We start from the raw sequence: 14088 nt of genomic DNA on the forward strand, positions 1-14088 counted from the left end.
GCAATGCCGTCGCGCCTCATGCCCAAATTGCTGGTGGTCGAGGACGATCCCGGCCTGCAACGGCAATTGCGCTGGGCCTATGACGATTATGAGGTGCTGTGCGCCAGCACCCGCGCCGAGGCCATCGATTTGTTGCGCGCCGAGGAGCCGGGCGTGGTGACGCTCGACCTCGGTCTGCCGCCCGATCCCGACGGGGTGAGTGAGGGCTTCGCCGCGCTGGAGGAGATACTCTCGCTCAAGCCCGACACCAAGATCATCGTCGCGTCCGGCCATGGCGCGCGGGAAAGCGCGCTGCGGGCGATCGCCGGAGGGGCGTGGGATTTCTACCAGAAGCCGGTCGACATCGACACGCTCGGCATGATCGTCAAGCGCGCCTTCCATGTGCATGCGCTGGAACAGGAAAATGCCCGGCTGGCCGAGCGCGCCACCGACGAGTGGCGCGGCAGCGGTGGGCCGGTGCTGGGGCAGATCATCACCGCCGCGCCCGAAATGCTGAAGATCGCGCGGACGATCGAGCGGCTGGCCGATACCGGCGTTTCGGTGATGCTGCTGGGCGCCAGCGGCACCGGCAAGGAATTGCTGGCGCGCGGCCTGCACGATGCCAGTCCGCGCCGCGACGGGGCCTTCATCGCGATCAACTGCGCAGCCATTCCCGAAACGCTGCTGGAATCGGAGCTGTTCGGCCATGAAAAGGGCGCGTTCACCGGCGCGGTCAAGACCATGCCCGGCAAGATCGAGCTGGCCGAGGGCGGCACGCTGTTCCTCGACGAAGTGGGCGACATACCGCTGCCGTTGCAGGTGAAGCTGCTGCGTTTCCTTCAGGAACGGGTGATCGAGCGGATCGGCGGACGCCAGCCCATCCCGGTCGATACCCGCATCGTCTGCGCGACCCATCGCAATCTCGACGAGATGATCGCGCAGGAAACCTTCCGCGAGGATCTCTATTACCGCCTCGCCGAAATCGTCGTGCGCATTCCGTCGCTGGCCGAGCGGCCCGGTGACGCGGTGCTGCTTGCGCGCCATTTCCTGAAAGTTCACGCCGACGCGATGAACCGTCCGGTCAAGGGTTTCGCCGCCGACGCGCTGGCCGCGATCGACGCGTGGAACTGGCCGGGCAATGTGCGTGAACTGGAGAACCGGGTGAAGCGCGCCGTCATCATGGCCGACGGCAAATATGCGACGGCGGCCGATCTCGACCTTGCGGCGGCGGGCGAGGAGGAGGGCGACATCCTCAACCTCAAGGCTGCGCGGGACATGGCCGACCGCGCCGCCATCCGCCGCGCGCTGGCGCGCAGCCAGGGCAACATAGCGGCCGCCGCGCGCCTGCTCGGCATCAGCCGCCCCACGCTTTACGATCTGCTGAAGAACCATGGCATCCAGATTTAGGGGCAGATTCAGCAGGTTCGTCCTCGTCTTGCTTTCGGGCGGCCTTGCGCTGGCGGCGGTGCCGGTTTCCCCGGTGCATGCCGACGCGCGGGCCGATGCGCGCGCGGCGATGCAACGCGGGCAGGCGGCGATCCTGCGGGGCGACCCCCGCGCGGCACGCGTCGAGCTGATGAACGCGATCAAGGCCGATCCGCAGCTGGCCGAGGCGCGGGTGTTGCAGGCGCGCGCGCTGCTTATGCTGGGCGACGGGCGCGGCGGGCAGCAGGAGCTGGAGCGCGCACAGGCGCTCGGCACCAAGGCCGGGCCGATCCGCCATCTGCTCGCCCATGCGGCGCTGTTGCAGGGGCGCTATGACGAGGCGCTGGCGCAGGCGACCGCGAAGGATGCCGATCCGCGCGAAGCGCCGTTCCTCGCGCGCATGGAGGGGCAGGCGTTGCAGGCGCTGGGCCGCTATGACGAGGCCGTCGCTGCCCTCGCGCGGGCGGAACGGCTGGCGCCGAAGGACGGCGCGGTGCGCGCCGATTCCGCGCGCCTGCACCTCGCGACCGGCAATATGGCCGCCGCCCTGCGCGCGGGCGACGAGGCGCTGGCGCTGGCGCCGCGCAATGCCGATGTGCTGCTGTTGCGCGCGTTGCTGGTGCGGGAGCAATATGGGCCGGAGGCGTCGCGGACGTGGTTCGACCAGGCACTCGGCGTCAGCCCGTCCTATGTCCCCGCGCTGATCGAATATGCCGCGACGCTGGCCGATCTGGGGCAGGCGTCGCAGGCGCTGGCCCTTACCCGCCGGGCGCTGGCGCAGGCACCGGGATATCCGCGCGCTTATTATATCCAGGCGCTGATCGCCGCGCGCGCGGGCGCCTATGATCTGGCGCGCGGCCTGCTGGATCGCACCGGCGGCGCGCTGGACGGGGTGGCGGGCATGCGCCTGCTGCGTGGGGTGCTGCATCTGGAATCGCACAATGCGACGCTGGCCGCCGGGCAACTCGCGCCGCTGCTGGAGAGCCAGCCGCTCAACGTCAGGGTGCGCCTGTTGCTCGCGCGCGCCTATTATGACGACGCGCAATATGCCGAGGCGGAGCGGACGCTGTTCCCGCTGGTGGAGCGCGCCGACGCGGGCAGCTATGCGCTGACGCTCGCCGCCTATATCCACGAAGCGCTCGGCAACCGCCCGCTGGCCGCCGACTTCGCCCGCCGCGCCGCACGTCTGGCGGCCGGATCGTCCGATGTCTATCGCGGCGCGGGCAGGCCGGAGGAGGTCGCCGCCGCGGCCAATGCGGACCCGGCGCGGGCGGGCCCCAATCTGCGTTATATCCGCGCGCTGCTGGAAGCGGGGCAGGGGAATGCCGCCATCGCGCGGGCGCGGACGCTCTCCGCCGCCAATCCGGGCGCGCCCGCCGCGTCGCTGGCGCTGGGGGACAGCCTGATGGCCGCCGAGCGCTATCATGAGGCCGCGCTCGCCTATGCGCGCTCGGCCAATATCCGCTTCCGTCAGGACAATGCGCTGCGGCTGGCCGATGCATGGCGGCGGGCCGGAGAGACGGAGAGCGCCGAGCGGGCACTGGGGCTGTTCGTCGCGCAGAACCCGATGGACGTGGAAGGGCAGCGGCTGGTCGCCTCGCTGCTGCTCGCCGCCGGGGAGCATGACCGCGCCTGGCGCCTGCTGTCGGTGCTGCGCGCGCGGCTGGGCAACCGGGACGCGCTGCTGATGACCGACATGGCGCGCGCGCTGGTCGGCCTGCGCCAGCCGGAGCGCGCCTTGCCCTACGCCGCCCATGCCTATCGCCTCCAGCCGATGAGCGCGGTGACGAGCGACATATTCGGCTGGACGCTGCTGCGCGCGGGGCGCAGCCGGGCGCAGGCGCGCGAGCTGCTGGAAAAGGCGCGGTCGCTCGCGCCCGGCGAGCCGCTGGTCCAGTGGCATCTGGGCCAGCTCTATGCCGCTGCCGGGGAGAAGGATCTGGCGCGCGCCGCCCTTTCCGCCGCCGCCGGCGCACCCGGCTTCCCGGAGCGGGCCGAGGCAAAGGCCGCGCTTGAGGCGCTATAGCGAAGCGACGGGCTTCCAGTCCGAAACGACATCGTCATAGGCCGGGCGGGGGCGTTCCTGAAGCTCCCGCGCGGGCGTGCCGATGAAGATGAACCCGGCGATCCGGTCCTTCTCCGTGCCGAAGGCGTCGCGCACCTGATCGCTATAGGCGGCCCAGCCGGTCAGCCAGCCGCCCGCAAAGCCCATCGCATGGGCCGCGTGCAGCAGGTTCATCGCCGCCGCGCCTGCCGAGAGTTCCTGTTCCCAGACGGGAATGGGCCGTGTCAGGTCGGGGCGCGACAGCAGCACGACGAGGGCGGGGGCCTGCAACGCGAATTCGCGCGCGGCCTCCACATCCTTGTCGGTTGCCTCGGGCTTTTCGGTGCGCAGCGCCTTTTCCAGCAGGCGGGCGAGCGCCTCGCGCTGGTCCTGCCCGACGATGACGAAGCGCCACGGGCCGATCTTGCCGTGATCAGGCGAACGGATCGCGATTTCCAGCATCTCGCGCAGTTGCGCGGCGTCGGGGCCGGGCGCGGCGAGATCGCGCGGCTTGCCGGAACGGCGGGTCCTGAGGAGCGAAAGCGGGGAGGAGAGATCGTTGAACATGAGCGCCCTTTTGGGGGCGGATGCGCGACAAGGCAAGATGCCTGTGGCGTTGGGGTGTTTCGGAGTGGAAGCCCGTCGCGTCGCCGCTTCCTCACTATCGATTTGCGGTCGCGCGTTTTTCCTTTAGGTTCGCTGGCCAATCATGATCGAGCGCATGTCCCTGTGCGCCAACCAAGGGGGTTTCATGTCGGTGTCACCTGCCCAGCAGCCAGCGGAAGGAAAGGGCACTTTGCTCGGCCATCCCAAGGGGCTGTTCATCCTGTTCTTCGCCGAAATGTGGGAGCGCTTCTCCTATTACGGCATGCGGGCGCTGCTCGTCCTGTATCTCACCAAGCATTTCCTGATGTCGGACGGCGAATCCGGCATGGTCTACGGGGCCTATACCAGCCTCGTCTACATCACGCCGGTGATCGGCGGCTATCTGGCCGACCATTATCTGGGGCAGCGCAAGGCGGTGCTGTTCGGCGGCATATTGATCGCGGTCGGTCATATATTGCTCGGCGTCGAAGGAGATGGCGGGCAGGGCGGCTTCGCGATGAACATGTTCTGGCTGGCGCTGGCCTTCATCATCGTCGGCACCGGCTTCCTCAAGGCGAACATCTCCGCCATCGTGGGCCAGCTCTATCCGCGCGACGACATGCGCCGCGACCCGGCCTATACGATCTTCTACATGGGCATCAATGTCGGCGGCATGATGGGGCCGATCATCTGCGGCATATTGGGCGAGACGGTCGGCTGGTCCTGGGGCTTCGGCGCGGCGGCGATCGGGATGATCGCGGGCATCATCGTGTTCGTGCTGGGCAAGCCGCTGCTGCTGGGCAAGGGCGAACCGGCCGAGCCGGAAAAGCTGACCGCGCCCCTCGCAGGGCCGGTGTCGGTGGAATGGGGCATCTATATCCTCTCCGTCGCCTCCGTGTTCGGCGTCGCCTGGCTGGTGCAGAACCATGACGCGGTCGGCTGGCTGCTGATCCTCTGCGGCGCGGGCGCGGTGCTCTATCTGCTGTGGGAAGCCTTTGGCCGCATGGGAAAGATCGACCGCGACCGGATGCTGGCGGCGCTGTTCCTGCTGGCGCTCAATCCGCTGTTCTGGGCGCTGTTCGAGCAGGCCGGGTCGTCGCTCAACCTGTTCACCGACCGCCATGTCGACCGGCATTTCCTGGGGTGGGAAGTGCCCGCTTCCGCCTTCCAGTCGATCAACTCGATGTTCATCATCCTGCTCGCGCCCTTGTTCGCGGCGCTGTGGGTGATGCTGGCGCGGCGCGGGCTGGAGCCTTCCACCCCCGCCAAATTCGGCCTCGCGCTGGTGCAGGTGGGGCTGGGCTTTCTCGCGCTGGTCGCCGGGGCCTATTGGGCCGGGGTCGACAATGCGACGCCTGCGATCTTCATCTTCCTCCTCTACCTGCTGCACACCATGGGCGAACTGTGCCTCTCCCCGGTCGGGCTGTCGGCGATGTCGAAGCTGGCGTTGCCGCGCATGCTGGGGCTGATGATGGGCGTCTGGTTCCTCGCCACGGCGGCGGGGGATTTCATCGCGGGCATGATCGCCGCCAATATCGGCAACCGGGCCGAAGGCGCGACCGATCCCAATCTGGTGACGCTGTCGGTCTATCAGTCGGTGGGCCTGTGGGGCATCGGCATCGGCGTCGTCGTGCTGTTGCTCGCGCCGTTCGTGAAGCGGCTGATGCACCTCGACAAGCTGGCCGATTGAGGCGCGGGAAGGGCGGAGGGCGTCAGGCCGCCCGCCCTTGCTCCCCATCTCCGCGTTCGTCGAGGGTCGCGGTCACGGCCATGTCCATCGTCACATTGGCGAGCGTGCGCATGATGTCGGGGAAGGTCTCGACCGCCACCAGCAGGCCCAGCGGCTCGATCGGCAGGCCCATGGCGAGGCAGATCGGCGCGCGATCGAGCTGATGAAGCTGATCGATCCGGGCAGAAGGAGGTGCTCGACTATCTACTGGACGTGGCGACGCGCGCCTGGGGCATCGATTTCTGATCCGGCCGGGGGGAGGGCGCCATGACCATATATCGCATCGAAGAACTGGTCTTCGGGGTCGAGGACCGTGCCGCCTGCGCCCGGTTCCACGCCGATGCCGGGCTGGACCCGGTCGTGCTGGACGGGGAGGGGCCGGACGGGGAGGGGGACGCGGATGTCTTCACCACCCCCGAAGGCCAGAGGATCATCCTCAAATCCATTGGCGATCCGTCGCTGCCGCCCCCGGCGGAGGCAGGGTCCGGCCTGCGCGAGATCGTCTGGGGCGTGGGCGATCGCGCCGGGCTGGACCGGATCGCCGGGGATCTGGCGCGGGACCGGGCGGTGCAGGTGGATGGGGAAGGCGTCGTCCACAGCCGGGACGAAACCGGTTTCGGCATCGCCTTCCGGCTGCGGCGGGAGCGGCAGGTCGCGACAGAGCCTTTGCCGCGCGTCAACTCCGTCCGGCAGGTCCAGCGCTGGAACGACCCGCCGCTGCTGCCCGGCACGCGGCCGCGCCCGGTGCGGATCGTCCATCTGGCGCTCAACATCCCGAAGGCGGGGCATCGCGAGGCGATCGATTTCTACCTCCGCCGCCTGCGCTTCCGCGCGACCGACGATATCGCGGACACCGGCACCTTCATGCAGTGCGAAGGGGATGTGGAGCATCACAATTTCTTCCTCTGCCACCGGCCGGACAGCGCGGGCATCAACCATTTCGCGCTGGAAATGCGTCATTTCGACCAGCTTATCGAGCGCGGCAACCATATGGTGAGCTGCGGCTGGAGGGAATCGCGCGTGCTGGGGCGGCATCTGCTGGGGTCGAACCTCTACCGCTTCTTCGCCTCGCCAGCGGGCGGGCGGCTGGAATTCGCCTGCGACATGGACCGCATGGACAAGGACTTCCCGACCCGCCGCTGGGATCGCAACCCCGGCCACCATATCTGGACGCTGAAAAGCTCCGGCATCGGCGCGGAGGGGCGGAACGGCTGAGTGCGCGTCCCATCGGCGCGAGCGTCAACATAATGTTCACCGCACGGCCTCTTCCTTCGCCCCCGCGCGCGCGACATAGTCGCTTCCGATAAGAACGAGGGAGAGAGACATGACCACATTCGTCCGCAACAGCTGGTATGCCGCCGCCTGGGTGGACGAGGTGGGCGACGCGATGGTGGCGCGGCGCATATTGGGGGAACCGCTGGTCCTCTTCCGCAGCGCCGACGAGGGCATCGTCGCCCTGCTCGACCAGTGTCCGCATCGCCTGCTGCCCTTGTCGATGGGCGTGGTGGCCGAAGGGCGCATCCAGTGCGGCTATCATGGGATAGAGTTCAACGGCGCCGGACGCTGCGTGCGCGTGCCGGGTCAGGACATGATCCCTCCCACCGCGAAGGTGCGGACATTCCCGGTGGTCGAACGCTTCGGCCTCGTCTGGGTGTGGATGGGCGACGAGGAGGCCGCCGATCCGGCGCTGCTGCCCGTGGTGGAGCGCTATGGCGCGCCGGGCTGGGCGCTGCTCGACGGCGGCTATCAGCATCATGCGTCCAACTATCGCAACATCATCGAAAATCTGATGGACCCGGCGCACACCACCTTCGTGCACAAGGGCACGATCGGCAATCCCGCCGCGACCGACGAGCCGGTGAAGGTCGGCAAGCTGGACGGCGGGCTGGTCGCCTATCGCTGGGTCGAGAATTCGCCGCCTTCGCCATTCGACCGGCTGGTGATGGAGGTGACGGGCAGTGTCGATCGCGGGCAGTTCTTCTATTATTATCTGCCGGGCACCTCCTGCGTCGACATCATCTCCATCCCCGCCGGGACGGAGCGGGAGGACGAGGTGATGGACGCGAAGGGCATGCGGGCGTTCAGCTACAAGTTCCTGACGCCGGAGGACGAGCGCAACACCCATTTCTTCTGGCTGCACCTGCGCAATTACCGACTTGAGGACGAGGAATGGGCGGCGGGGTTGCGCGCCAATCTCGACAAGACCTTTCTGGAGGACGCGGTCATCGTCAAGGCGATCCAGGACGAGCAGGACCGCACCGGCCTGCACCAGCGCACCGCGCTGGCGATCGACCGCGCGCCGGTGATGGCGCTGGCGATGCTCGACAAGATGGTGCGGGAGGAAGGCGCCGCCGTTGCGGCCGAATAATCTCGCCGGGTGAGGAAGAGGGGGAGGGAGGCGCCGCGGCGTTCTTCTCCGTCAGCCTTCAATGCGGTTGCGGGCCGGGCCGCTTTACCTTGCGGATCCGGCGGATGCCTGCCCACACCCCGGCCATGATGACCGGGATCAGCACGATGTCGAGCCAGCCGGGCAGATGCGTACCCTGGTGCTCCGCAGCCTCGCGCAGATGGTGCCAGATGCCCAGCGCATAATAGCTGACCGCGACCACCGACAAGCCCTCGACCGTATGCTGGAGCCGCAGTTGCAGGCCGGTGCGGCGGTCCATCGAGGCGAGCAGGTCGCGGTTGCGGCGGGCCAGTGCGGTGTCGATGCGGGTGCGCAGCAGGTCGCTGGTCCAGGCGGCGCGGCGGGAAAGGTCCTCCAGCCGCCGGGTGAAGGCGTCGCAGGTGCGCATCGCGGGCAGCAGCCGCCGTTCGGTGAAATCGTCGAGCGAGCGATAGCCGCGCACCGGCGCCACCGACAGCCGCCGGATGCGGTCGAGGCACAGCTCCGCATAGGCCTGCGTCGCAGCCATGCGATAGCGGGTGCGCGCGACGATCTGCGCCAGTTCCGCGCTCAGCGCCGACAGGTCGTCCAGCACCGCGTCGTCGTCGCTGTCGCGCGCGGCGATATGGGCGGTGATGCCGGTCAGCCGCTGTTCGAGCGCGGCCAGCAGCGGCGTCGCCTGCTGCGCTTCGGGCAGGCCCAGCAGCGTCATCTTGCGATAATTGCCCAGTTCCTGAAGGCGCTGGACCAGCTGCGCCATCTCCGCTCCTTCCAGCCCCCGGTCCTCGATCAGCAGGCGGCCGAAGCCGTCGCCGTGCAGGCGGAAATCGCTCCAGATGCGGGCATGCCCCTGCGCCACATCGGAGATGATGAGGTCGTCGGTCGCGAAATGCGCGGCGATCTCCGCGTCGGAGGGCGGCCCGGCCACCAGGCTGATCTGGGTGGAGCGGATGATCCGGCCGGGCAGGCGCGCCAGCCATCGCGGCACCTCAGCGAACGGGGAGAGGTCGAACAGCCCGCCGTCGCCGAGCCGCTCGTCACCGGCGGGCTGGCTGGCGATGAAGCTGTAGGTCATGAATTCGGTATGGCGCTCGCAGGCAAAGCCGAGCGCGCCGATGGCGCAGGCGAAGAAGCGCTCGCCGCGGTCGGGCGCGACGCCATGGGGCGCGAGCAGCTCCGCCAGCGCCGCATGGCTCGCCCGCGCTTCCTCCTCGTCCACCAGCAGCACGAATTGCAGCAGTCGGGCCGGGGCGGCAAAGCGCGGTATCGGCCGGGCATGCATTTCCCGCGACAGCGAGGCGCGGAGCGGATGGCTGCGATCCTGCAACCGTGCGAAGGCGTCGTCCATGCTCGCGTCCTCCCTGTTCGATGGCCCCGGCGTGAAAGGACCGGACGCACGGGCGCCCGGTCGCTCTGATGTTATTTACTCGGAGTAATTGTGCAGCGCAACCGGCGTTTCAGACCGCGTCGGCCTTTTGCCGGTAGGCGGTGCGCGCATGCTCGTTATAGGGCGAGGGCGCGACCGTGGCGCGGATGCGGGGGAAGCCCAGATCGGCGTCGGCCGGGGTGCCGGGGCCGGGATGCTCGCCCCACAGCACCTCGACCTGCGTGCCCGGCTCGGCATAACGCTCGTCCACCAGCGACAGCGCCAGCACGGTGCCGACCGGGGTCGATGAAGCCGGTGTAGAAGGTCATGCCCGCCAGCGCGCCGCCCGAGCCCTCGATCCGGTAGCGGGCATAGCTCAGCACATAGCCGGGATCCTCGCCCATCACCCGCTTCACGTCGTCGAGGTCGAACACCAGCGTCACCTTCCTGCGGTGGACGCCCTCGCGCGCCTTTTCCAGCGCGTCGCGGCCGATGAAGTCATGGTTGAACGCGATCGACTTGCCATAGCCCAGTTCGAAGGGGGAGGTGTAGTAATCCTCGATATTCTCGGAAAAATAGCTGCCGTGCAGCGGCTTTTGCCCTTCGAAGGAAAAGAGGCTGATCGACCGGCGATACTCCTCCAGCTCCGGCGCGGAATAGATGGCCGGGGTCGGCGTCGGTATCCAACCGCTTTCGATGCCGTTGGTGAAATAGGCCTTGCCGCCGACATGGACGAGGCCGAACGCTTCGCCCGCTTTCATCAGCGCATCCTTGACCGCCGCGCCGTCTTCCCAGTCGCCGATGAACTCATAGCCCGCCTGTCCCGCCATGCCGTGGCGGAAGGCGCGGAACGACCGGCCCGCCAGCGTCACCGGCGTCGAGTGGAAGAATTTGGTCTGCGGCAGTGGCCCGCCAAAGGCGCGGGCGACCAGATCGAGCGCCAGGGGCCCCTGTATCTGGTAGCGGAACAGCTTCGGCCCGCCTTCCTTGCGGACGCCCGAATCCGGGTCGAAGCTCCAGCTGACGTCATAGCCGCCTTTCTTCGCATGATAGGCGACCCAGTTCTGCGCGGCGGGAACGCCGGAAAGCACATAGCTTTCCTCCCCGCTGCGCATCAGCACGCCGTCGGTGATCAGCAGGCCCTGCTGCGTCACCGGCACGAACTGCTTGGCCTGGCCGACGACGAAATTCTCGTAATTATTGGCGCTGACCTCCATCAGCAGGCGGCGGGCATCGGGCCCTTCGATGAAAAGGTCGGACATATGGTGGGAGAGGTCGGAAATGGCGACCGACGCCCGCCACGCCATCTGCTCCTCGCGCCAGCCGACATATTCCGGTTCCACCACGGGGACGGTCCAGTGCCGGGCATTGGGTTTCCAGAGCAGCCCGATCGGCGAGCCCGCCTTGTCGATACCGTCCTGTAGGCTGGGGGGATTCATCTCTTCTCTCTCCTCATGTCGAATGCTGCCCGGCATTCTTACGCCGAAAGGACGGGGCGCATAGAGGGACGGCGCCCGACCTTATGTTGCAGATTCCGCAATAGCGCGCCGCATCCGGCCCCCGCGCCATTCCCCGCCAATTTCGTGCCCGGTCGAAGCTGCATCTTAGTGTTGACCGAAATGCGCCTTCCGGGCCGCGCCGCTCCGGCGTAGCAGGAAGGGGCCGGACGGAAGGGCGCAAGGCCGCCCCGCCGCCGGTTCGCCGAACCGAGGAAACAGAGAACGCCGAAGGCTGCGCTTCCGGCGGAGGGAGAGCTTGCATCATGGGGAAGGCCGTTGCCCGCTTGCTGGACGACTATTCGCTGGAAGCGACCGCGAAGGATATCGATGCGCTGGAACAGGCGGCGCCCGCGCTGCGGCCGGGAACGCTCGTTTCCGTGCCCTGGCTGCCCGCCGAAACCATGGCGGCGCGGTGCGCGGCGGCGGTCGCCATCCGCCGCCTGGGCTTCACGCCGGTGCCGCACATCGCCGCGCGCCGGGTGAAGTCGCGGCAGGCGTTGCAGGACTTTCTTGCCCGCTGCACCGGCGAGGCGCGGGTCGATCATCTGCTCGTCATCGCCGGGGACAGCGCCGAGCCGGAGGGCCCCTATCGCGATGCGCTCGCGGTGATCGAAAGCGGGCTGCTGGCCGATCATGGCATCGCCGCCGTGACCGTTTCGGGCCATCCCGAAGGGCATCCCGCCATCGGCCGCGAGGCGCTGATGCGCGCGCTTCAGGACAAGAGCGCGGCGCTTGGCGCGCAGGGCATGGACTGCCGGATCGCCACCCAGTTCGCCTTCGACGCCGACGCGATCCTGCGCTGGCTGGCGGAGATACGCGCGGCGGGCATCGGCCATCCGGTCAGGATCGGCGTGCCGGGCCCCGCCTCGATCAAGGCGCTGCTGCGCTTCGCCGCGCTGTGCGGGGTGGAGGCGTCGACCAAGGTGCTCGCCAAATACGGGCTGTCGCTGACGCGCCTGATCGGCACGGCCGGGCCGGACCGGCTGGTCGATGCGCTGGAGGCGCGGCTGGACGGCGATGTGCATGGGCTCGTTCAGGCCCATTTCTACCCCTTCGGCGGCATAGGACGCACCGTGCAGTGGGCCGTGCAATGGGCCGCCGCCCGGCAGTCAGCCGCCGAGACCGCCGCTTGACCCGCGCTGGCTGACCTTTCTCATTTTCGCTGTTTTCAGGATCATCATCATGCCCCAATCCCATATTCTCACCTTGTCCTGCGAAGACCGGCCCGGCATCGTCGCCGAGGTCAGCGGCCTCATCTTCCGCCATGGCGGCAATATCCTGGACGCGCGGCAATTCGACGATCACCAGACCGGCCTGTTCTTCATGCGGGTGCTGTTCGAAAGCGAGGAAACCGGCATCATGCTGCACTCCGCCATCGCCGACATGGCGTGGCGGCGGGAGATGAACTGGCGGCTGTCCCCGGAAAAGAGGCGGCAGAAGGTAATGCTGATGGTCAGCAAATTCGACCATTGCCTCGGCGACCTGCTCTATCGCCACCGCATCGGCGAGCTGGACATGGAGGTCGTCGGCATCCTTTCCAACCATCCGTTGTCGGCGCTGCGCATCACCGATATCGGCGATATTCCCTTTCACCACCTGCCGGTGACGAAGGAAACAAAGCCGCAGCAGGAGGCGCGGATCAAGGCGCTGGTCGAGGAAAGCGGCGCGGACCTCGTCGTGCTGGCGCGCTATATGCAGATATTGTCGGACGACCTGTCCGCCTTCCTCGCCGGGCGCTGCATCAACATCCATCACAGCTTCCTGCCCAGCTTCAAGGGCGCGAAACCCTATCATCAGGCGCATGCGCGCGGGGTGAAGATGATCGGTGCGACCGCCCATTATGTGACCGAGGACCTCGATGAAGGGCCGATCATCCATCAGGATGTCGAGGCGGTCACCCATGCGGATTCGCCGGAGGATCTGGTGCGCAAGGGCCGCAACATCGAACAGCGCGTGCTCGCGCAGGCGGTGCGCCTGCACTTGCAGCAGCGGGTGCTGCTCAACGGCCGCAAGACGGTGGTGTTCAGCGACTGAAGCCGTGGCGTCACCGGTCCGGCTGTTCTATCGTTGCAGGACAGGCGACGATGGAGTGCATTGAACCGGATTCGGCAACGCCGCGCGGCGCCCCGGCAGAGGAGGAAGGACAAGGATGGACAGGCTGGCGACCATGGCGACCTTCGTCCGGGTGGTGCGCAACGGCAGCTTTGCCGGAGCGGGCGGCGAAACCGGCATTTCGCGCGCGCTGGTGTCGCGCCATATTTCCGATCTGGAGGCGCATCTGGGCGTCCGGCTGCTCAACCGCACCACGCGATCGGTGACGCTGACCGAGGCGGGCAAGCATTATTATGAAAGCTGCCTGCGCGTGCTGGACGAGGTGCGCGTCGGCGAGGAAGCGGTGCAGACCATGCAGTCGGCGGTGGAGGGGAATATCTCCATCATCGCGCCCAAATGGGTCGGCTATCTGGAGGTCAGCGCCGCGCTGGCGCAATTCTGCAACCGTTTCCCCAAGGTCAATGTGCATCTGACGCTGGGTGGCCTGTCGACCAAGATGCACGATTTCCTCGATCGCGGCTTCGATGTCGCCTTCCAGACGAAGAAGCTGCCGGATTCGGGCATCCGCGTGAAGAAGATCGCGGACATATCCTACGCCACCTATGCGTCCCCCGGCTATCTGGAGAAGAACGGGGTGCCCGCCAGCCCGCAGGATCTGGAGCATCATGCCTGCCTGATGCAGGCGATGGACGCGATCTGGCGCTTCACCCGCGACAGCGAGGTGTTCACCGTGCGCACCCCGCCGCGCTTTTCGTCGAACAGCTATGCGGTGCTGTGCATGACCGCGCTCAACGATCTGGGCGTGACAGTGGTGCCGCAACGGGTCGCCGACAGCTTTTCCGGCGGCGGCGGGCTGGTGCGCATCATGCAGGACTATGAACTGGAGGACCGCCCGCTCTACGCCGCCTATGCGCCGGGCGGCACCCCGCCGCGCAAGGTACGGGAACTGCTCGGCTTTCTGGGCGAATGGTTTCGCGAGCATCCGCTGAAATAGGGCGGGGGATCAGGAGGCGGTTTTCCGAC

The 14088-nt window shown here is 67.7% G+C and carries 12 protein-coding genes; 8 read left to right on the forward strand and 4 right to left on the reverse strand.

The genetic code is table 11. The features are described from left to right. The first annotated feature begins 3 nt into the window (after nt 1-3). Together prsR and GGR43_RS14075 are read left to right on the forward strand one after the other, a co-directional pair. Nucleotides 4-1386, forward strand: coding sequence for a PEP-CTERM-box response regulator transcription factor (gene prsR, locus GGR43_RS14070; RefSeq protein ID WP_188072762.1), 1383 nt, complete (start codon nt 4-6; stop codon nt 1384-1386). Next, a complete protein-coding gene (locus GGR43_RS14075; protein ID WP_188072627.1) occupies nt 1370-3430 on the forward strand; it encodes a tetratricopeptide repeat protein in 2061 nt (686 codons plus the stop codon). The genes prsR and GGR43_RS14075 overlap by 17 nt, the downstream gene beginning before the upstream one ends. Here GGR43_RS14075 and GGR43_RS14080 read toward each other — a convergent pair. After that, the gene (locus tag GGR43_RS14080) at nt 3425-4015 is read right to left on the reverse strand and encodes a nitroreductase family protein (protein WP_188072628.1); all 591 of its coding nucleotides are present in this window, start codon (nt 4013-4015) and stop codon (nt 3425-3427) included. The genes GGR43_RS14075 and GGR43_RS14080 overlap by 6 nt on opposite strands. Before the next feature lie 184 nt (nt 4016-4199). On the opposite strand from GGR43_RS14080, the gene GGR43_RS14085 reads away from it, so the two are divergent. Beyond that, nucleotides 4200-5723, forward strand: coding sequence for a peptide MFS transporter (locus GGR43_RS14085; RefSeq protein ID WP_188072629.1), 1524 nt, complete (start codon nt 4200-4202; stop codon nt 5721-5723). A gap of 22 nt (nt 5724-5745) precedes the next feature. On the opposite strand, the gene GGR43_RS14090 is transcribed toward GGR43_RS14085, so the two are convergent. After that, complete coding sequence (locus GGR43_RS14090; protein WP_188072630.1) at nt 5746-5895, reverse strand: cation:dicarboxylate symporter family transporter; 150 nt, start codon at nt 5893-5895, stop codon at nt 5746-5748. A 134-nt stretch (nt 5896-6029) separates the two neighbouring features. Here GGR43_RS14090 and GGR43_RS14095 point away from each other — a divergent pair, with 134 nt between their 5' ends. Together GGR43_RS14095 and GGR43_RS14100 are read left to right on the forward strand one after the other, a co-directional pair. After that, nucleotides 6030-6977 (forward strand): VOC family protein, encoded by a 948-nt coding sequence (locus tag GGR43_RS14095; protein ID WP_188072631.1) that lies wholly within the window; start codon nt 6030-6032, stop codon nt 6975-6977. Nucleotides 6978-7086: 109 nt separating this feature from the next. Next, nucleotides 7087-8130, forward strand: coding sequence for an aromatic ring-hydroxylating dioxygenase subunit alpha (locus GGR43_RS14100; RefSeq protein WP_188072632.1), 1044 nt, complete (start codon nt 7087-7089; stop codon nt 8128-8130). Nucleotides 8131-8188: 58 nt separating this feature from the next. On the opposite strand, the gene GGR43_RS14105 is transcribed toward GGR43_RS14100, so the two are convergent. Beyond that, on the reverse strand, nt 8189-9496 hold the full coding sequence (locus GGR43_RS14105; protein WP_188072633.1) for a DUF3422 domain-containing protein: 1308 nt from the start codon (nt 9494-9496) through the stop codon (nt 8189-8191). A gap of 155 nt (nt 9497-9651) precedes the next feature. After that, on the reverse strand, nt 9652-10953 hold the full coding sequence (locus GGR43_RS14110) for an aminomethyl transferase family protein (RefSeq protein WP_223177461.1): 1302 nt from the start codon (nt 10951-10953) through the stop codon (nt 9652-9654). Nucleotides 10954-11276: 323 nt separating this feature from the next. Here GGR43_RS14110 and GGR43_RS14115 point away from each other — a divergent pair, with 323 nt between their 5' ends. The 3 genes from GGR43_RS14115 to GGR43_RS14125 all read left to right on the forward strand — a co-directional run bounded on the left by GGR43_RS14115 (nt 11277) and on the right by GGR43_RS14125 (nt 14059). Next, nucleotides 11277-12146 (forward strand): methylenetetrahydrofolate reductase, encoded by an 870-nt coding sequence (locus GGR43_RS14115; RefSeq protein WP_188072634.1) that lies wholly within the window; start codon nt 11277-11279, stop codon nt 12144-12146. Between the two features lie 49 nt (nt 12147-12195). Then, the gene (gene purU, locus GGR43_RS14120; protein ID WP_188072635.1) at nt 12196-13047 is read left to right on the forward strand and encodes a formyltetrahydrofolate deformylase; all 852 of its coding nucleotides are present in this window, start codon (nt 12196-12198) and stop codon (nt 13045-13047) included. Nucleotides 13048-13162: 115 nt separating this feature from the next. Beyond that, nucleotides 13163-14059 (forward strand): LysR family transcriptional regulator, encoded by an 897-nt coding sequence (locus GGR43_RS14125; protein WP_188072636.1) that lies wholly within the window; start codon nt 13163-13165, stop codon nt 14057-14059. The last annotated feature ends 29 nt before the right edge of the window (nt 14060-14088 follow it).

The sequence above is a fragment of the Sphingobium jiangsuense genome (assembly GCF_014196495.1).
In the GTDB taxonomy this organism is placed as follows: domain Bacteria; phylum Pseudomonadota; class Alphaproteobacteria; order Sphingomonadales; family Sphingomonadaceae; genus Sphingobium; species Sphingobium jiangsuense.